Source organism: Nocardia xishanensis NBRC 101358, from assembly GCF_001613365.1.
GTDB lineage: Bacteria > Actinomycetota > Actinomycetes > Mycobacteriales > Mycobacteriaceae > Nocardia > Nocardia xishanensis.
The window spans coordinates 35770-54447 of the sequence record NZ_BDCF01000031.1; the positions used below are offsets into that span (position 1 = coordinate 35770).

The following is an 18678-nucleotide window of genomic DNA, read 5'->3' on the forward strand; positions in this document are numbered from 1 at the left end:
CGACGCGCGCGGGGCTCGGGGCACAGGATGGTTGGCGTGCGTAGGTGGAAGTTCGTGCTGATCGTGCTCGCCGCGGCGACGCAGGCGCTGACCGGATGCACCGTGACCCAGCGGGCGACTGCCGTCTCCGAGCTGGTCCAGCAGGCCGACGCGGCCCCGACGCCGCGCCTCGACTGGCAGCCGTGCGCCGACGCCGAGCTTCGCGGTTTCGACTGCGCGACGGCCGCCGTGCCGCTGAACTACGCCGAGCCGGAAGGCAAGACCATCGACCTCGCGGTGGTCAGGCAGTCCGCCACCGATCCCGAACAGCGGATCGGCACCTTGTTCACCGCGGTCGGCGGACCGGGCGGATCCGGTCTCGACTGGGCGCGGCAAGGCGAGCTGCTGCCAGGGGAGCTCAGCGAGCGGTTCGACGTGGTGACCTTCGATCAGCGCGGCATCGGCCGCAGCGCGCAGGTGCGCTGTTTCGCCGACGACGAGCAACAGCGCCGTTTCTGGGACGCCACGCTGCTCCCGCCGGCGAACGCCGACGAGGAACGCGCCGCGGAGCAGTCCGCGCTGACCCTCGCGCAGGGCTGCGCGCAGCATGGCGGCGAGCTGCTCGGGCACCTCACCACGGTCGACGCGGCCAGGGACATGGACCTGCTGCGCCGCGCGGTCGGCGAGAAGCAGCTGACCTACACGGGCGGGTCGTACGCCAGCTACCTGGGGCAGGTGTACGGCGCGCTGTTCGGCGAGCGGGTGCGCGCACTCCAGCTGACCTCGTTGATCGACCCGAAGACCTACACCGGCGACGCCCGTGCCGAGGTCGTCGGCACGGCGGCGGGTACCGCGGAAGTGCGCGCGGAGTTCTTGCGGTTGTGCGCCGCGGCGGGAAAGGACAAGTGCGCCTTCGCCGGTAGCTCGGAACGGTCCGACCTGACCGGGGCCGCCGCGCCGCAGGAGCGGCCGGAGAAGGCGGGCAGCGCAGGTCCGGTCGACCAGTCGACCACCGTCCAGCCCGCCGAGACCGCGGCGGATCGGTTGCGCGCCAGGGACGACGCCTTGCTCGAGCGTCTGCGGCAGGGCCCGATCACCGTCGGCGCGGGCGAGAACGCGTTGCCGGTGCGCTACAGCGAGGTCGTGCAGACGCACGCGACGATGCTCTACGACCCGGAGCGCGGCTGGCCCGCTCTCGCCGAGCTGCTCATCGAACTGGAACGCGGACCGGCGGGCGACCCGGCCAAGGTGCGCACGGTCCTGACCGCGGGAGCTCCGGACTACGACTTCCTCGACTCCTTCACCGCGATCACCTGTGCCGACCAAAGCGCGGGCTGGCGGCCCGCCGACTGGCCGGCCCTTTCGCGCGACGTCGCCACCGCCGCACCGCTTTTCGGCCCGTTCTGGCTGGCCATGCACCAGCCGTGCACGGCCTGGCCCGCGCCGGAGGACGGCTATCCGCAGCGCCACACCGGCTCGTGGACGCTCGGCTCGGACAAGCCGGCGCTGTTGCTCAACAACCGCTTCGACCCGGTGACGCCGCTGCCCTTCGCCAAGGACGCGCAGCAGGAATTGGTCAACGCCAGGTTGGTCGTGGTGGCCGACGGGTACGGCCACAACCCCGGCGGCTACTGCGTGCGGCACCTGCGCAAGCGGTACCTCGTCGATCTGCAACTGCCTGCGCCCGGCGCGACCTGCGCCGCCGATCGGCAGCCTTTCGCGTCCTGATCCGCGCCGTCGCGCGCCGGACCAGTGACGTTTCACAGTCGATGGCCTACTCCCGGTCAGGCGCGCTATTCTGCGCTCGGCCATGCGTGATGAGGGAGGTGGCCTGGTGCACAGACGCGCCTTGTTCAAGGCGGCGGGTTTGGCAGCGCTTTTCGGCGCTGTGGGATCGACGCTCGACGCGCGGCCGGCGGCCGCCGACCCGGTCTGGCACACGATGTTCCGCGATTGGGTGCCGGAAATCTTTGCGCCCCTTCCCGATCCGCCCGAGCACTCGCCCGCGATCGTGATCGGCTCCGGCTTCGGCGCCGCGGTCACCGCGCTGCGGCTGGCCGAGGCAGGCGTCGTCAACACCGTGCTGGAGCGCGGATCGCGCTGGCCGAACGACCCGTGGCGGGAGATCTTCACCGGCGACGACCTGCCCGACGGGCGCGGCTTCTGGCACCGCACCGATTTCACCGGTGTCACCAAGGTGCCGATGCATTTCGCCAAGTTCGGCGGCGTGCTCGACTGCACCGAGTACCCAGGCATCGACGTCTGGCGGGCCGCTGCGGTCGGCGGCGGCTCGGTGATCTTCTCCGGTGCGATGATCGCGCCGGAGCGGCGCTTCTTCGACGAGGTCTTCCGCGGCTCGGTCGCCTACGACGAACTCGACCGGGTCTACTACCCGCGGGTGCGGCAGATGCTGCGGCTCGACCCGATCCCGCCGGACATCTACGCCTCCGCGCCCTTCGCGCACTCGCGCGCCTGGGACGACCAGGTGCGCAAGGCCGGATACCAGCCCCTGCCCAATGATTCGATCTTCACCTGGGACATCCTGCGCGCCGAGCTTGCGGGCGCCATGCGGTCGTCGGCCACCGTCGCGCGCAGCAACCTGGGCAACTCGAACGGCGCGAAGTTCGATCTCAACCAGAACTACTTGCGATACGCGCAGGAAACCGGAAGGTCGGCGATTTTCGCCGGGCACCGAGTCGACTCCATCGGCAAGGACGGCGGCCGCTACACGGTCGTCGTCAGCAAGCTCGCGCCGACCGGCGAGGTGCTCGGCACCCGCACGCTCACCTGCGACCGGCTCTTCCTCGGCGCGGGCTCGATCGGCACCTCCGAACTGCTGGTCAGGGCAAGGGCCACCGGCACGCTGCCGGATCTCAACGAGCACGTCGGCGAGGGCTGGGGCACCAACGGCGACGTGGTGCTCGCGCGTGGCGCCAGTTCGGTGGCCGGATTCGGCCAAGGCGTGCCGAGCGCGAGCCGCATCATGGACGAATCGACCGTGCCGGTCACCCTGGAGAACTGGTACATCCCCGGCATCCCGTTCGAGACGGGCGCGCTCGCCTCGCTCGGCATGGTGCTCGATCCGGCGCGCAGCCGTTTCGGCTACGACCGGGCCAGCAACTCGGTCGGGCTGTCCTGGTCGACGCGCAATCGCGACGAAGTGGTCTCCGCCGCGCGCGCCGTCGACCGCCGCATCGCCGAACGCGCCGACGCGCTTGTCGAATACGGCGCTCTCGGCTACGACGCGAACGCGCTGTTCACCGCGCACCCGCTGGGCGGTGCGGTGCTCGGGCAGGCGACCGACGGCTACGGCCGGGTGCACGGCTGCCCGGGTCTGTACGTGATGGACGGCGCGGCCATGCCGGGCAGCGCGGGCGCGGTCAACCCCTCGCTCACCATCACCGCGCTGGCCGAACGCAACATCGAGGAGATCGTCCGTTCCGGTCGCTGATGCCGAGGATTCGCCGAGAACAGCGTCCGGTCCGCCGTTTTCGGGCGGCAAGCGGATTACGCTCGGCTGGACCATCGGTGTCGAAGGGACGCATTCCGTGACAGCCCCCATCACCAGCTCCGAGCGGGCGCAGGACGCGGGCGGCTACCCGCGTAAACCGCCCGCGCTGTGGATCGATTTCGTGATGCTCGCGCTGGCGGTGATCTCCGTGGCGCTGCTCGTGTGGATCACCCTCTTCACGGTGTCCGAGCAGACCTATCGGGTCGTCGTGCTGGTCGACTACACGATCTGCGCGGTGTTCGCCATCGAGTTCCTGTGGCGCTGGCGCAGGGCGGGCTGGTCGTGGACGTTCCCGCTCGTCTACTGGTACGACGTCGTCGGCATGGTCCCGGTGAGCAGTCCGCTGTTCCGCGGGTTCCGGCTGCTGCGCGTCTTGGTCATCGCGACCCGGCTGGCGCGCGTCGCCGACCGCGTCTTCGGCGACCGGGTGACGGCGGCGGTGGTCAACCGGTTCGTCATGACCATCGTCGACGTGATCAAGCGGCCGATGACCGTCGCCATGCTCGACGAGGTGGCTCATGTGCTGCGCACCGGCCACTACACCCGCAATATCGCCAGGGCGCTGGAAGAGAACCGCTCCGAGATGGACGAGATGATCCTGGAGCTGATCAAGAAGGATCCGCAGGCGGGCAAGGTCCGCTACCTCCCGTTCCACGACGACATCATCCGGCTGATCGCCGACACCAGCTTCCGGATCGTCTTCCAGGTGCTGGCCGACCCGCGCACCGACGAGCTGGTGTCGGACATGATCAGGGAGAACGTGGATCAGATTCGCCAAGCCGTGCGCGACGGGGTGCGCGTCGAGCCGGCCGCCTACGGCCCGACGCACCATGAGCGCACGCTGCGTTACCTGCTGGACAACGCCGAACCGCTGCCGTGAGCGGCCGCACGCGTCAGCCCGCGTGCGCGCCGTGCCGGATCTCGTCGCGCGGCTGCGCGTAGCGGAGGGTCTCCCAGAGGATCAGCCCGACCAGCACCGCGCAGAGCAGCGCGAGGGAGACCAGCGCGGGCAGCGAGCACGCCAACGGAGCGAGCGCGAGCAGCAGCGCCGCCGCGACAACACGCGGCACGGTGACCGTGCGCGTCGCGTAGTGCTTGAAGCCGACGAGGGCGATCAGATAGAGCACCACGCCGCCGTAGAGCGCGAACAGCGGGATGCCGTACAGCGCGTCGGTCAGGGTGTGGTGGGACGAGTCGCCGACGTAGTAGAGCACCTTCTTCAGGCCCAGCGAGAGGGCGATGATGCCGACGATCATCGGAAAGTGCCAGTACGTATAGCAATTGCGGGCGATCTTGATCTGGCGTTCGCCCTCGGCGCGTTTCAGTTCGTGTTCCACCGAGAGTGCCGCGACGTCGAAGTAGGCCCACCACAGCAGGCCGGAGACCGCGAGCCCCAGCATCGAGGCGAGCGCGATAGGCCAGGAGATCGGCAGCCCGGCCACACCGATGCCGATGGAGACGATCGATTCGCCCAGCGCGACGATGACGATCAAGCCGTGCCGTTCGGCGAAGTGGGCGGCCGAATTGACGCGCCAGTCCTCGCCCGCGAACATCGTCCACAGCATGTCGCCGACGATCGCCGCGATCCACAGTCCGATCTGCACCCGGCCGGTGGCCGTCGCGGCGATCACCAGCAGGGTGGTGCCGATGGTGATGGAGCCGAGCCCCCATTTCACGAGCTGACCGCGCAGCTGGGAGTCCTCGGTGCTCGCCATCCAGAACACGACGAGGTGCACCAGTCGCACCAGCAAGTAGGCGATCGCGAAGACCAGCGGGCCGAACCAGCCGCCGTCCATATCGCGGAAGGCTTCCGGAATCGTCAACGCCGCGAGGAACGCGCCGCCCATCGCGACGAACATCGCCACCCGGGTGAAGCCCTCGTCGGCGCGGACCACATTGCCCAACCACGCGTAGGCGATCCACACCCACCACATGACCGCCAGCACGAGCAGTGCGCGCAGCACGTTCTTGGCGCTGGTGTCGTCGGCCACCAGGCCGGTCACCATGGTGAACGCGAAAACCAAGACGAGGTCGAAGAACAGCTCGAGCTGGGTTACCGTGGCGCCTTCGGCAACCGGTTGGAACCGAACCCGTTTTCTACCGATCATGGCTGTAATCGTCGCACTCGCGCGGGAGAGGCGTGGTCCGGAAAGCGGTGGCGGCCGCGGTTTTCGCTCAGGGCGTCACCGGGGACGTGAATTATGCGCTCTCGCTATATTGATTTATGTGCGATCGCTATACGGAATGAAAACTCTCGGATTCTCCGTAGCTTTCCGCGAATTCGATGAAGTTCTGCACCACCGTTTCATTCCAGCGTTGCACGGTGCGCTTCATCAGCAAGCCGGGCAGTGGGAGCCGGGAGGACAACTCCGAGTGGTACCAGACATTGGTACCGTTCGCGTCCTCGGTGACCTCGAACCAGCCGCCGCCGCCGATGCCGCGGGAGCTGTCCACCACCGTCCATGACGACCGGTTCTTCGTCCATTCGTATTCCAGCACCTGTAAATCGGAACTGCCGAGCACGTCGGCGGTCACGTAAACGCGGTGCGGCCGGCCGGATTCGTCGCGGGTCGCCACGCGCGCGTCCTGGTACATCGACCATTCCGGGAGCATTTCGATTGCCGCTAGAGCGTCGAGAACGTGGGCCGGACTTGCCTCGACGGTGAAGCGGATATCGGTTTTCGTGCGCATGCAATACCTCCGCCCCCCGGTGGATCGACTCGCCGATTCTGCACAGCGCTCTTCCGATCCGTCAACAACGAGGTCTATGGTGCAAAAGCTACTGGCCAGTAGGCATTTGTGGGGGCGGGGAACGATTTTTTGCGCCGGCCGGATGATCGCCGACGGTGGGGCTGCGCGATGGTCGGGTCAGCCGCCCGCCGGGTTCGGTGGGCTGACCCATCGCCTCGGCGGGCGGTGCGGCTTCGGCGCCTCGACGGGGCGAGGCGCCGCGCGATCACTTGATGTGCTCGATCACCGCGTCAGGGCCGGGATAAACCAGGGATTCGTGCCCATCGGTGAAGCGGACGACGTAGGGCGGCGAGCCTTCGGGTCCGCGGACCTCGACGATCTCACCGTGGCGATCACCTTCCCCCACCACGTGTCCGTGCACGAGCAGTCGGTCTCCAACGTTCGCCTCCATCGGTCCATTATCGAATGGGCGTGACGGGAGTCACAAGGTTCCGGCGAATTCGCGAAATGTCAAGCGTTCTGGACGAGTCTTTCCACCGCGGTCTCGATGAGATGCGCGCTCTGTTCCTCGGTGAACATGTCCGGCAGCGTCAGCCGGTCCACGATCAGCCAGTTCAGCGCCAGGTAGAGCAGGCGGACGGTGTCGGCGTCGCCGGGTTGGCCGGATTCCAGGTGGTTGCGCACGTTGAAGTCGAGGTCCTCGCGCACCCGCTCGGTGAGCACCGCGCGCAGCTCCGGCCTTCGGGTCGCCTCGAGGCGCAGTTCGAGCATCGCGAGATAGCCGGTCCGGAACGCCTCGATCCGCGCGACGACCTCTTTCATCAGTTCGGTGATGTTGGCGCGGGTGCGCGGCCCTTCGGTCACCTTGGCCATCGTCTCCGCGCTCGGTTGCAGCCTCTCGTAGAACCTGCTGCCCACCTGGGTGAACAGGTCGTCGCGGCTGGAGAAGTAATTCGAGGCCGTTCCCGCTGGCACGGCGCCCCGTTTGTCCACCGCGCGGAAGGTGAGTCCGCGCGCGCCCTCGTCGGCGAGTACCTCTATCGCCGCGTCGATGAGCGCCTGCCGCCGCTCCGGGTTGGTCCGCATCTTGACACCACTCCATTCGTAGTACTACAGTTCAAATCACTACAGACAGAGTACAACGCGATGGGCGGTCTTGGAATGCGAAAGCTTGTGTACTACGTGGCGGTTTCTCTCGACGGCTACATCGCGGGTCCGGCGGGGCAGTACGACTTCTACCCGGTCGACGCCGAGATGATGGCCGCGATCAACGCGCAATATCCGGAGTTCGTCCCGTCCTTCCTGCGCTCGCAGCAGGGCATGTCGCAGGACGAGCCCAACAAACGCTTCGACACCGTGCTGATGGGCCGCGGCACCTACGAGCCAGCGCTCTCCGCGGGCGTGACCAACCCGTACGCCCATCTGAAGCAGTACGTGGTGTCCACGACGCTCGGCCACGTCGACGACCCGGCCGTCACGATCGTCGAGTCCGATCCCGTCGAACTGGTCCGCCGTCTGAAGGGCGAGCCGGGCGGCGACATCTGGCTGTGCGGCGGCGGCAAACTCGCCGGCGTGCTGCTCGGCGAGATCGATGAACTGATCATCAAGAGCTACCCGGTGGTCGCGGGCGACGGCATCGCCGCCTTCTCCGGTGCGTTCCGTCCGACCGGCTTCGTCCCCACTCAGCGCAGGGCCTTCGACAACGGCGCCCAGGTCACCTGGTTCACCGCCGCCTGATCCCACCCGCCCCGCGCATCGATAAGGAGAAACTTCATGCGAAAGCTCGTGTACTTCGTCGGCATGTCCCTGGACGGCTATATCGCCGGTCCGGACGGCGAGATCGACTTCCTACCCGTGGCCCCGGACTTCGCCGGATGGCTCGCCGCCGAGTATCCGGAGACCCTGCCGACGCACGCGCGTCCGCATTTCGGTCTCGCGGCCGACGCGCCGTGCCAGAAGTTCGACACCCTGGTGATGGGTCGCGGCACCTACGAACCCGCCTTGGCCGTCGGCATCACCAGCCCCTACTCGCATATGCGGCAGTATGTCGTATCCGGCACGCTCGGGCGGATCGACGACCCCACAGTCGAGCTGGTCGACGGCGACGCGGTGGGTCTGGTCCGCCGGTTGAAGCAGGAGGACGGCATGGACATCTGGCTGGCCGGCGGCGGCAAGCTCGCGGGCGCGCTCATCGATGAGATCGACGAGCTCGTCGTCAAGAGCTATCCCGTCACGGCCGGTGCGGGTGTCCGCGCGTTCGACGGGCCGTTCCGGCCGACGCTGTTCACCCCGGCCCGGCGTCAGGGGTTCGACAACGGCACCCAGGTCACCTGGCTGGCCAGGGCGTGACGCTCAGCCCGCGTCGGCGAGGAACGACAGCCTGACCTGTCGTTCCGGGTTGTCCACGTTGAGGTCGACCATGGCGATCGACTGCCAGGTGCCGAGCATCAGCTTCCCGCCGATGACCGGCACCGTGGCGTGGGGCGGGATCATCGCGGGCATCACGTGCGAGCGCCCGTGCCCGCGCGAGCCGTGCGCGTGCCGCCACCTGTCGTCGGCGGGCAGCAGATCGCCGAGTGCGGCGAGCAGGTCGTCGTCGCTGCCCGCGCCCAGTTCGATGATGGCGATACCGGCCGTCGCGTGCGGCACGAAGACGTGCAGCAGCCCGTCTCCGCCCGCCGTGGCGGCGAACTCCGCGCACTGCGGCGTGAGGTCGTGCACCACCTCGCGCCGCCCCGTCGTGACCGCGATCAGTGAGCTCTTCATGGCCCCATCATGACCGGTCGCGTGGGCGAGGTGGTCGACCATTCGAGAGTTCTTGCGTATGTGTGCTTTTGCACAGCTCGGGGAGGTAGCGACGAATCCGGTGGACGGCGGCCGGTAGTCTTGGGGGCTGTTACCAGCCGATTGTCGATCTTGGAGGACCCAGTCGTGGCTCTCGTTGTTCAGAAGTACGGAGGATCCTCGGTCGCTACCGCCGAGCGTATCCGGCGCGTCGCTGAACGGATCGTCGAGACCAAGAAGCAAGGCCACGACGTGGTGGTCGTCTGCTCGGCGATGGGCGACACGACCGACGAACTCCTCGATCTCGCCCAACAAGTGGCGCCGGCGCCGCCCGCCCGCGAGATGGACATGCTGCTCACCTCGGGCGAGCGCATCTCCAACGCCCTGGTCGCGATGGCGATCCACTCACTCGGCGCGGAGGCCCGCTCGTTCACCGGCTCGCAGGCGGGTGTCATCACCACCGGCGCGCACGGCAACGCGAAGATCATCGACGTCAGCCCGAGCCGCGTGCGCGAGGCGCTCGACGGGGGCACCATCGTGCTGGTCGCCGGGTTCCAGGGCGTGAGCCAGGACAGCAAGGACGTCACCACGCTCGGTCGCGGCGGCTCCGACACCACCGCCGTCGCGCTGGCCGCGGCGCTGGATGCCGACGTCTGCGAGATCTACACCGATGTGGACGGTGTCTTCACCGCCGACCCGCGGATCGTCTCCGACGCGCAGCGGCTCGAGCAGGTCTCCTACGAGGAGATGCTCGAGATGGCGGCCTGCGGCTCCAAAGTGCTGATGCTGCGCTGCGTCGAGTACGCGCGCCGCTACAACGTGCCCGTGCATGTGCGCTCGTCCTACACCGACAAGCAGGGCACCTACGTTTACGGATCGATGGAGGACATCCCCTTGGAGAAAGCAATCCTCACTGGCGTCGCGCACGACCGCAGCGAGGCCAAGGTGACCGTGGTCGGGCTGTCGGACGAGCCGGGATTCGCCGCCAAGGTGTTCCGCGCCATCGCCGACGCCGAGATCAACATCGACATGGTCCTGCAGAACATCTCCAAGGTGGAGACCGGCAAGACCGACATCACGTTCACACTGCCCAAGACCGAGGGCGCGCGCGCCGTCGAGATGCTGACCAAGCGCCAGGGCGAGATCGGCTTCTCCCAGGTGCTCTACGACGACCACATCGGCAAGGTGTCGCTGGTCGGCGCGGGCATGAAGAGCCACCCCGGCGTCACCGCGACGTTCTGCGAGGCGCTCGCCGACGCCGGCATCAACATCGACCTGATCTCCACCTCCGAGATCCGGATCTCGGTCCTGGTCAAGGACACCGAGCTGGACGACGCCGTGAAGGTGCTGCACCGCGCCTTCGATCTCGGCGGCGACGAGGTGGCCGTGGTGCACGCAGGAACGGGGCGCTGACATGATCGGGTCAAGCCCGGAGGCGGCAGCGCAGCGTAACCACGCAGGGCTCCCGATCATGTCGAAAGGACGCTGACATGGGTATTCGAGTAGGAGTCGTCGGCGCGACCGGACAGGTCGGCGCCGTCATGCGGAAGCTGCTGGAGGAGCGCGACTTCCCGGCCGACGAGGTGCGATTCTTCGCGTCCGCGCGCTCGGCGGGCAAGACGCTGCCGTGGCGCGGCGGCGAGGTCGTGGTGGAGGACGCCGAGACGGCGGACCCCTCCGGCCTCGACATCGCGCTGTTCTCGGCGGGCGCCACCATGTCCAGGGTGCAGGCGCCGCGATTCGCGGCGGCGGGCGTCACCGTCATCGACAACTCGTCGGCCTGGCGCAAGGACCCCGAGGTCCCGCTCGTGGTCAGCGAGGTCAACCCGGAGCAGACCCGCAACCTGGTCAAGGGCATCATCGCCAACCCGAACTGCACCACCATGGCCGCGATGCCGGTGCTCAAGCCGCTGCACGACGAGGCGGGCCTGACCAGGCTGGTCGTCTCCAGCTACCAGGCGGTATCCGGTTCCGGTCTGGCAGGCGTCGACGAGCTGGCCTCGCAGGTGCGCGCGGTGATCGACGACGCCGAGAAGCTGGTGCACGACGGCAGCGCCGTGACGTTTCCCGCGCCGAACAAGTACGTCGCGCCGATCGCCTTCGACGTGATCCCGCTGGCCGGTTCGCTGGTCGACGACGAGTCCGGCGAGACCGACGAGGACCAGAAGCTGCGCAACGAGAGCCGCAAGATCCTCGGCCTCCCCGAGCTTCTGGTGAGCGGCACCTGCGTGCGGGTTCCGGTCTTCACCGGCCACTCGCTGTCCATCAACGCCGAGTTCGCCAACCCGCTTTCGGTGGCGCGGGCCAAGGAACTGCTGTCCGACGCGCCCGGCGTGAAGCTGGTCGATGTGCCGACGCCGTTGCAGGCCGCAGGCGCCGACGAGTCGCTCGTCGGCCGCATCCGCCAGGATCCCGGCGTGCCCGACGGTCGCGGTCTAGCGCTGTTCGTCTCCGGCGACAACCTGCGCAAGGGCGCGGCGCTGAACACCATTCAGATCGCCGAGGTGCTGCTCAGCGACCGCTGAGCCGTTTCGTCCCAATCGGGCCGATTCGATCCGCCACTGGATCGGGTCGGCCCGCTTGCCGTATCAAGCGCTGGCACAATCGCTTCGGTAAGCGAGTCCGGCGTGGAGAGGTGTGACCGGTGGGTTCCTATGTCGCCGTGCACATCGCGGACTGGCCGCGCCTGGCGCGGACGGTGTCGGAACGGGCGACGCGACGGTTCGCCGACCTGGAGTGGCCCGACGAGGATCATCGCCAGCTCTATCCGATCGGCCTGCGCTGGCTGGACCGCACCGAGCGCTGGATCGCGGAGTACCGTTTCCACGCCTACAGTTCCGCCGCGCTGCACTCCGAATTCGAGGCGGTGTGGCGCGACGCCCGCCTCTTCGTGCCGTGGGACGCTCCGCCCGAGACGGCCACGCTGATCGCCGACACCGACCTGTTCCTGCGCGGCCTCTACGGCGCCGACCTGCCTGTCGAACCCGCCGCCCACCAGCCTTGGAGCGGGCACAGCGACACCATCCGTCCCACCGCGTGGCTCGCTCACTCGCCGGCGCACCTGGCCACCTTGGCCGACCTGTGGGGCCGCATCGCCACGCGCATTCCCGATCTGCATCCACATCTCGACCGCGAAACCGCGAACCGCCACCGCATCACCACTCCCGCGGTCTTCGAACGCTTGCTTCGCGATTGGGGCGAGGTGGTCCACGAAGCCGATACCCGCCGCTGGGGACTGCTCATCGACATGTGGTGAGAACCCGGCACGTGACAGCCGACGTACGGATGGTTTGGGGCGGCGGTCAGTGGATGCCGGGGGTGCGTGGATCGTGCCCGAGGCAGACGACGATGAAGCAGCCGGGGGCGATATCCGCGAACGGGGGCGCGAGCGGGTAGTTCAAGCAGGAGAAGACATTGCAGCCTGGGTAGGTGGCCGGCCCGATGCCGAAGACCGCGAGCAAAAGGTTCGGGTCGACGAGTCGGCGCGGGTCCAACCGAATCGGCGGCTCGATGTACGGCCCGGGATCGGGGACGGGATTCTCGGGCATGGCGGCGAAGAGCATGCGGAAGAACTCGTACGGCAGTTCGTCGGTGTTCTGCAGGATGCCGGAGAAACCGTAGCTGCTGACGTTGCCGAAGACGCCGGTCCACATCACCATCAGATCGAGCGAGGGCAGCACGAAAACGTTCTGCAAACCGAGCCCGGCCATCATGTACATGTCGGGCGGCATGAACGAGGGCGATTCCGCGCAGTCCGGGCCCAGCCAGAAGAGGTAGCCGTAGCACGGGTTCGCCTGCGACGGCGTCAACGCCATCCGGAGATACTCTTCGGATACGAGTTGGTCTGCGCCCCAGCGGCCTTCGTTGCTCACCAACAGGCCGAGCTTGGCGAGATCGTTCGGCGGGATCATCAGATGCGCGTAGCCGTAGGTGTTTCCGGCGCGATCCTTGGCCCAGTAGTAGTCGCCGCGGAGAATGCCGAGCGGGTCGAACAGCTCCCGCTGCGCGAACTGCTGAAGCGGCTCGCCGATGGCCAGTTCGATGACGAACGTCAGCAAGTCGACGTTGCGCTGGCTGTAGCTGAAGACGGTGCCGGGTGGATTGTCCAGCGGCACAGCGAGCGCCTGCACCGCGCTGTGCGGATCGATGGGGACCACACCCGTGATGCCCTCGGTGACTACGCCGACTGTCATGCCGGATGTTTCGGTGAGCAGATCCTCGACCCGGATGGCGCGGTGTGCCGCGTCGCCGAGGCCAGGGGGAAGGTACTTGTCGATCGGGGCGTCCAGGTCGAGCAGGCCACGGTCCCAAGCGATGCCCGCGAGCACCGAGACCACGCTCTTGGTCACGCTCCAGACATTCCACGCGACGTTGTCGGTCTTCGCATTGTTCGGTCCCTCGCCGACCAGGCAGTTGTGCCGAAAGACCTGGATATTGAGGCGATTTCGGTGACTGGCGAACTCCAGTGCGGCGTCGAGCAGCTCGGCGTCGAATCCGGCTCGAGCCGGCGCGGCGCGCTGCGCTTCCCGGCCGGAGCTGACCTCGCAGCGAGCCTGTTTCGTGGTGGCGGCTGGAGCCGCGTGCGCGGTCGCGCCGAAGAGGCTTCCCGCGACAAGCGACATCGCCGCGATTCCAGCGAGGAAACCACAGAAACGCCCCATGGGCATGAGGCTATCGCGCCGGACCCGCATGGACCGGGCAACAGGCGGTGGCGCGCGCCACGAAAATCGCGGAGGCTCAGCGTGCCCGGCGAGTCACCGCGTAGAGCGCGGCGCCGAGCGCGAGAACCGCGGCTCCGACCAGCACCGACCCCAACGGCAGCGCGACCGCGACGACCACGCATCCGGACGCTCCCACCACCGGAATCCAGCGGGCAGGCCGGTCCTCCGCCGCGGTGAGCGTGCCGGCCGAGACATTGGCGACGAGGTAGTAGACCAGCACGGTGAACGACGAGAAGCCAATGGCCGCACGCAGATCGAAGCTCGCCGCGACCACGGCGACCACCGCGCCGACGACCAGCTCGGCCCGGTGCGGCACGCCGAAGCGGGGATGCACGGCGGCGAGCGCGTGCGGCAGATACCGGTCGCGGGCCATGGCCAGCGTCGTGCGCGAGACGCCGAGGACGAGCGCGAGCAGCGAGCCCGCCGCCGCGACCACCGCGCCGACCCGAACCACCGGCGCAAGCGCCGGAGCGCCCGCCTCGGCGACGACCCTGGCCAGCGGATCGGTCGCCGAGGCGAGCCCGGCCGAGCCGAGCACCGCCAGCGCGGCGGCCGCGACCACGGCGTAGACCACGAGCGCGACGGCCAGCGCGAGCATGATCGCGCGCGGAATGGTGCGTCTCGGCTCGCGCACTTCCTCGCCGAGGGTGGCGATGCGCGCGTATCCGGCGAACGCGAAGAACAGCAGCCCGGCCGCTTCCAGCACGTCGCGCGGTCCGATCCGGTCCGGCAAGACGGTCGCGGCGGTGTGCGTGCCGGAGAAACCGGCCACCGCCACCATCGCGAGTACGGTGAGCACGATCGCCACGATGATCCGGGTGGCCAGCGCGGACTTCTGCACGCCGGTGTAGTTGATCGCGGTGATGATCAGCACCGCCGCGACCGCGACCGCTCGGGACTGCTCGGGCCACGCGTAGTGGCCGACGGTCAGCGCCATCGCGGCGCACGAGGCCGTCTTGCCGACGACGAACGCCCACCCGGCCAGGTACCCCCAGAACGGGCCGAGCCGTTCCCGGCCGTATACGTAAGTGCCGCCCGAGACCGGATAGCGCGCGGCCAGCCGGGCCGACGACATCGCGTTGCAGTAGGCGAGCAGCGAAGCGATTGCCAGCGCGAGCAGCAGCCACGAGCCCGCGGCCCCGGCCGCCGGTGCGAGCGCGGCGAAGATCCCGGCGCCGATCATCGAGCCGAGACCGATCAGCACCGAGTCGGTGAGCCCGAGCCTGCGGTGCAGTGCCGGATCCTGCGAGGCCGAATCTTGTGAGGCCGGGTCGTGCGAGGACATAGCAGCATCTTGGACCGTCCAGGTGAACGGCGCGCGTTACGCGAAACGCCGCCAGGTCGGGGGGTAACCTGGCGGCGCCGCTGAGTCACCGGACGCCACGCCAGCGCCACGGATCGGGTGTCGACGTCCCACAAGCGCCTCTCGGCGGGTGGTCGCTCGAAGCGACGAAGGGTGCGGCCCGGGGCTGTCCGGACGCCGACAGTGAGCTTCAACGGGGTCGGAGACGGAACTATTCCGGCGCCGAATTGTGGTGTGCATCACGTGTGGCGCGCGGCATCGGGTGTTCGCACGACGCGATGTTTCCGGACGGTAACCGTTTAGGATCGTCGGGGTATTCGTGTGTCGAACGGGGGACTGCCGTGACCGATGATCCGGTGCTGGTCGAAATGCTTGCCGCGCTGGACCGCAGCCCTGACGTGCTCGCCCTGCGATTGCGCGTGATCGAACTGCTCGCCGAGCGCGGCCGCCACGCCGACGCTCTCGCTCAGTGCGGCGCTGCGCTGAGCCAGGAGCCCGGCAACGCGCGCGCAGTCGAGTTGCTCCAGCAGTGCACCGCCGCGCTCGCGGGCGGCGGTGCACCCGACGCGACTGCGTCGCATGCCGAAAGGTCGGCCGCTGTCACGCCGTCCGACGGCGCCACGTCACATGCCGAAACGTCCTCTGCCGGCACGCCTTCCGACCGCGCTGCGTCACATGCCGAAACATCGCCCGCCGTCCCGCCTCCCGATGGCGCCACGCCGGACGTCGAGCCCGCGCCCTCGCCGGAGCGCGAAACGCCTGCCGCGGACTACGACTGGGCGGCGGCCGAGGATCAGGTCTCCGACATCATCGCCCCCGCCTTCATCGACTCGGGCCCAACGGAATACGCTGCCGCCTCCGATGCCGGACTCTTCTCCCGCACGCGGGTGACGCTGGCCGACGTCGGCGGCATGGAAGAGGTCAAGCGTCAGCTCGACCTCACCCTGCTCGGCCCGCTGCGCAACCCGGAGCTGGCCAAGGCGTTCGGCACCTCGGCGCGCGGCGGTCTGCTGCTGTACGGGCCGCCCGGCTGCGGCAAGACTTTCATCGCCTCCGCCGTGGCGGGCGAGCTCGGCGCGAATTTCTACCCGATCGAGATCGCCGACATCCTCGACATCTACACCGGCGCCAGCGAACGCAACCTGCACAGCGTGTTCGAGGTGGCCCGCCGCAACGCGCCGTGCGTGCTGTTCCTGGACGAGGTGGACGCGCTCGGCCACAAGCGCAGCCAGATGTCCGGCTCGGCGACCATGCGCACGGTGGTGAATCAGCTGCTGAACGAGATGGATTCGGCCACCGTCGACAACGAGGGCGTCTACATCCTCGGCGCGACCAACCATCCCTGGGACATCGACGTCGCGCTGCGCAGGCCGGGACGCTTCGACCGGATGATCCTGGTCGCGCTGCCGGATCCCGCCGCGCGCAAGTCGATCCTGCGCTACCACCTGCGCGAGCGTCCGGTGGCGGGCGTCGACCTCGGCGCGATCGCCGCGCGCACGGAGGGTTTCTCGGGCGCCGACCTGGCGCACGTCTGTACCTCGGCCACCCAGCTGGCCATGGCGGAATCGATCCGCACCGGCACCGTCCGCCCGATCGGCATGGCGGATCTGGAGGCCGCGATGGCGCAGATCAAGCCGAGCGCGGGCGCGTGGTTCGAATCCGCTCGCAACGTGGTCGAGTTCGCCAACGGCGACGGCAGCTACGACGAACTCGCGCTGTACATGAAGCGAATGAAGATGCGCTGACAAAGCCGGGCGCATGACTACTTTCGCGCACGACGAGGTCGCACGGGCCAAGGTACTGATCGACCTCGGCCGGATCGACGCGGCGCGGGCGAAGCTCGGCGCGGTGCTCGCCGCCGATCCCGACAATGCCGACGCGCTGATGTTGATGGGATACGCCTGGTTTCGCACCGGTGAGTACGAGAAGTCCGTTGGCTACAGCGCTGCCGCGCTGGCCGCCTTCCCCGACTATCAATCCGCACTGCGCGTGCTGGCGCTGGCCGAACAGGAGCTGGCGCACCTGGCCGAGCACGATTCCGCCGAGCGGAAACGGCATTACGACCGCGCGCTGGCCGCGGCCACCCGCAGCGCGGAACTCGACCCGGAGTATGTCGAGAACCTGCGCCTGCTCGCGGGGGTCCAGTCGGCGACGGACCCGGCCGCCGCGCTGGCGACCATCGACCGTGCCATCGAAATCGATCCCGACCACGCCGATCTACACCGCGTCCGCGGTTCGATCCTGCGTCGCGGCGGGATTTCCGTGCCGGGCGCGGAAGCGGCGCTGCGCGAGGCGCTTCGGCTGCAACCCGAGCACGTCGACGCCACCCAGGAGCTCGCGCTGCTCGACCTGGATCGCGGGGATCTGGAAGCGGGTGAGCGCGGCTTGCGCCTTGTCGCGCAGTGGGATCCGAGCCGCGCCGACTTCGTGCGCGCGACTCTTGCCGCCGTCGAAGCCGAGGCCCGCCGCGAGCCGGAACCGGTGTTCACGCACATGCCGCCACCGCCGGAGGTGCGGTACCTGCCGGAGACGCCGCGCTCGAACTGGCGGGTCTGGATGGCGTTGGTGTTCGGCGCCATCGTGGTGCTGCGCCTTATTTTCACCGGGGCGAGCGCACCGTCCGAACCGCCTCCGCCGCGCCCATTGCCGTCGCGGTATTTTCCGACGCCCGTCGCTCCGCCCTATCTGCCGACCGGGCTTTATCCGCCGACGCTGCGCCCATGGCCGGGCCTCACACCGCCGCATGCGCCGTTCCGCACGCCGCCGGTGACGGCGCCGCCACGGGTGACGCTGCCGCCGCACTTGCCCTGAGCGGCGGGCTGCGTCCGCGTGCATGTGCTCGGCCCGGCCGGTGATAGTCCGGGGTGTTCGGCGACCGACGCATAGCCGACCCGTCGAGCGGACGGATCGCGCTTCGTCAGGTAGCCGGAGCTCCGATCGGCGCGAACAGCGCGCGCAGCGCCGCGGCGACCTGCGCGACCGCTCGCTCGACCGGGCCCAGCGGTTGGAAGAGGTGACTGAGGGTGAGCCGGATGACGGTCTCCGTGCGCGCCCCGAGCTCGTCCTCGGACAGGTCGGCCAGCTCGTACCGCGCTCGCACCGCCGCGCCGACCGCGCCGAGCGCCCGGCCGAGAACCGGCTCCGGATCGGTCATCAGCGTCGGCAGCAGCTCGGCGTTGGCGCTCGAGCGCCCGGACAGCACTGCTTTGAGCAGTGCGTTGTCGGAGGCGGCCCGCAGCGTGTAGTCGACAGCCGCGGTCAAGCCCGCGATCACGTCGCCGGGATGTCCGGCCAGGCTGTCGTCGATGCCGACCAGGAAGGTCTCCAGCTCGTGCCGGATGACCAGGTCGGCGAGGTCCTGTTTGGTGCCGACCTCCTTGTAGAGGACCGGGCGGCTGACGCCGACCTCCTTGGCCACGCGCGACATGTTCACCGCGCCCCAGCCCTCGGTGCACACGAGTTCGCGTGCGGTCTCGATGACGCGCTCGCGGAGCAGTAAGCGCATCCGGGTGTGAAAACTCGGCGCTTCAGGCACGCCTTCATCGTACACAGCGGCACGATTTGTCCGAGCTATTGACACTCGCCGGTAATGTGTATTCCAATTGGACAAGAGAGCTAGTTTGTAAAGTGCTCCACACCACATCGAAGGCGCGAGCGCTTACCGGTCCTGGTGCTTCCGGCCACCGCCC

General features: G+C 68.6%; 18 protein-coding genes. 10 read left to right on the forward strand and 8 right to left on the reverse strand.

The annotated features are described in order from the left end of the window. Positions 1–36 precede the first annotated feature (36 nt). The 3 genes from NX1_RS22645 to NX1_RS22655 all read left to right on the forward strand — a co-directional run bounded on the left by NX1_RS22645 (position 37) and on the right by NX1_RS22655 (position 4370). Positions 37–1707, forward strand: coding sequence for an alpha/beta hydrolase (locus NX1_RS22645; protein ID WP_068063017.1), 1671 nt, complete (start codon positions 37–39; stop codon positions 1705–1707). Between the two features lie 106 nt (positions 1708–1813). Further along, positions 1814–3430, forward strand: coding sequence for a GMC oxidoreductase (locus NX1_RS22650; RefSeq protein ID WP_084501682.1), 1617 nt, complete (start codon positions 1814–1816; stop codon positions 3428–3430). Positions 3431–3527: 97 nt separating this feature from the next. After that, positions 3528–4370: an ion transporter gene (locus NX1_RS22655; RefSeq protein ID WP_084501678.1), complete on the forward strand. Its 843-nt coding sequence runs from the start codon at positions 3528–3530 to the stop codon at positions 4368–4370. Between the two features lie 13 nt (positions 4371–4383). On the opposite strand, the gene NX1_RS22660 is transcribed toward NX1_RS22655, so the two are convergent. From NX1_RS22660 to NX1_RS22675, 4 genes are all read right to left on the reverse strand, one after another. Continuing rightward, positions 4384–5598 (reverse strand): low temperature requirement protein A, encoded by a 1215-nt coding sequence (locus NX1_RS22660; protein ID WP_068063019.1) that lies wholly within the window; start codon positions 5596–5598, stop codon positions 4384–4386. A gap of 127 nt (positions 5599–5725) precedes the next feature. Then, positions 5726–6181, reverse strand: a complete 456-nt coding sequence (locus NX1_RS22665) for an SRPBCC family protein (RefSeq protein ID WP_068063025.1) — start codon at positions 6179–6181, stop codon at positions 5726–5728. Positions 6182–6446: 265 nt separating this feature from the next. After that, entirely contained in the window at positions 6447–6632 is a 186-nt protein-coding gene (locus NX1_RS22670; protein WP_068063027.1) for a DUF1918 domain-containing protein, read from the reverse strand. Between the two features lie 59 nt (positions 6633–6691). After that, positions 6692–7267, reverse strand: coding sequence for a TetR/AcrR family transcriptional regulator (locus NX1_RS22675; protein ID WP_068063033.1), 576 nt, complete (start codon positions 7265–7267; stop codon positions 6692–6694). Between the two features lie 75 nt (positions 7268–7342). On the opposite strand from NX1_RS22675, the gene NX1_RS22680 reads away from it, so the two are divergent. Together NX1_RS22680 and NX1_RS22685 are read left to right on the forward strand one after the other, a co-directional pair. Beyond that, entirely contained in the window at positions 7343–7918 is a 576-nt protein-coding gene (locus tag NX1_RS22680; protein WP_068063035.1) for a dihydrofolate reductase family protein, read from the forward strand. Positions 7919–7954: 36 nt separating this feature from the next. Then, positions 7955–8530: a dihydrofolate reductase family protein gene (locus tag NX1_RS22685; protein WP_068063037.1), complete on the forward strand. Its 576-nt coding sequence runs from the start codon at positions 7955–7957 to the stop codon at positions 8528–8530. A 3-nt stretch (positions 8531–8533) separates the two neighbouring features. Here the strand turns inward: NX1_RS22685 and NX1_RS22690 are convergent, their stop codons facing one another. Next, positions 8534–8947, reverse strand: coding sequence for a secondary thiamine-phosphate synthase enzyme YjbQ (locus NX1_RS22690; protein ID WP_068063038.1), 414 nt, complete (start codon positions 8945–8947; stop codon positions 8534–8536). Between the two features lie 165 nt (positions 8948–9112). On the opposite strand from NX1_RS22690, the gene NX1_RS22695 reads away from it, so the two are divergent. The 3 genes from NX1_RS22695 (at position 9113) to NX1_RS22705 (ending at position 12221) form a co-directional block, all read left to right on the forward strand. After that, positions 9113–10378: an aspartate kinase gene (locus NX1_RS22695; protein ID WP_068063040.1), complete on the forward strand. Its 1266-nt coding sequence runs from the start codon at positions 9113–9115 to the stop codon at positions 10376–10378. Between the two features lie 77 nt (positions 10379–10455). Continuing rightward, entirely contained in the window at positions 10456–11490 is a 1035-nt protein-coding gene (locus tag NX1_RS22700; RefSeq protein ID WP_068063042.1) for an aspartate-semialdehyde dehydrogenase, read from the forward strand. 119 nt (positions 11491–11609) lie between these two features. Next, a complete protein-coding gene (locus tag NX1_RS22705; RefSeq protein WP_068063046.1) occupies positions 11610–12221 on the forward strand; it encodes a hypothetical protein in 612 nt (203 codons plus the stop codon). A 46-nt stretch (positions 12222–12267) separates the two neighbouring features. Here the strand turns inward: NX1_RS22705 and NX1_RS22710 are convergent, their stop codons facing one another. Both NX1_RS22710 and NX1_RS22715 read right to left on the reverse strand, forming a co-directional pair. Then, on the reverse strand, positions 12268–13626 hold the full coding sequence (locus NX1_RS22710) for a serine hydrolase domain-containing protein (RefSeq protein ID WP_068063048.1): 1359 nt from the start codon (positions 13624–13626) through the stop codon (positions 12268–12270). 76 nt (positions 13627–13702) lie between these two features. Then, positions 13703–14971, reverse strand: coding sequence for an APC family permease (locus NX1_RS22715; protein ID WP_068063051.1), 1269 nt, complete (start codon positions 14969–14971; stop codon positions 13703–13705). 359 nt (positions 14972–15330) lie between these two features. On the opposite strand from NX1_RS22715, the gene NX1_RS22720 reads away from it, so the two are divergent. Together NX1_RS22720 and NX1_RS22725 are read left to right on the forward strand one after the other, a co-directional pair. Then, positions 15331–16734 carry an ATP-binding protein gene (locus tag NX1_RS22720; protein WP_068063053.1) on the forward strand — a complete coding sequence of 468 codons (1404 nt, stop codon included), beginning with the start codon at positions 15331–15333 and terminating at the stop codon, positions 16732–16734. Positions 16735–16747: 13 nt separating this feature from the next. Beyond that, a complete protein-coding gene (locus NX1_RS22725) occupies positions 16748–17800 on the forward strand; it encodes a tetratricopeptide repeat protein (RefSeq protein ID WP_068063056.1) in 1053 nt (350 codons plus the stop codon). 106 nt (positions 17801–17906) lie between these two features. On the opposite strand, the gene NX1_RS22730 is transcribed toward NX1_RS22725, so the two are convergent. Continuing rightward, positions 17907–18524 (reverse strand): TetR/AcrR family transcriptional regulator, encoded by a 618-nt coding sequence (locus NX1_RS22730; RefSeq protein ID WP_245668637.1) that lies wholly within the window; start codon positions 18522–18524, stop codon positions 17907–17909. Positions 18525–18678 lie beyond the last annotated feature (154 nt).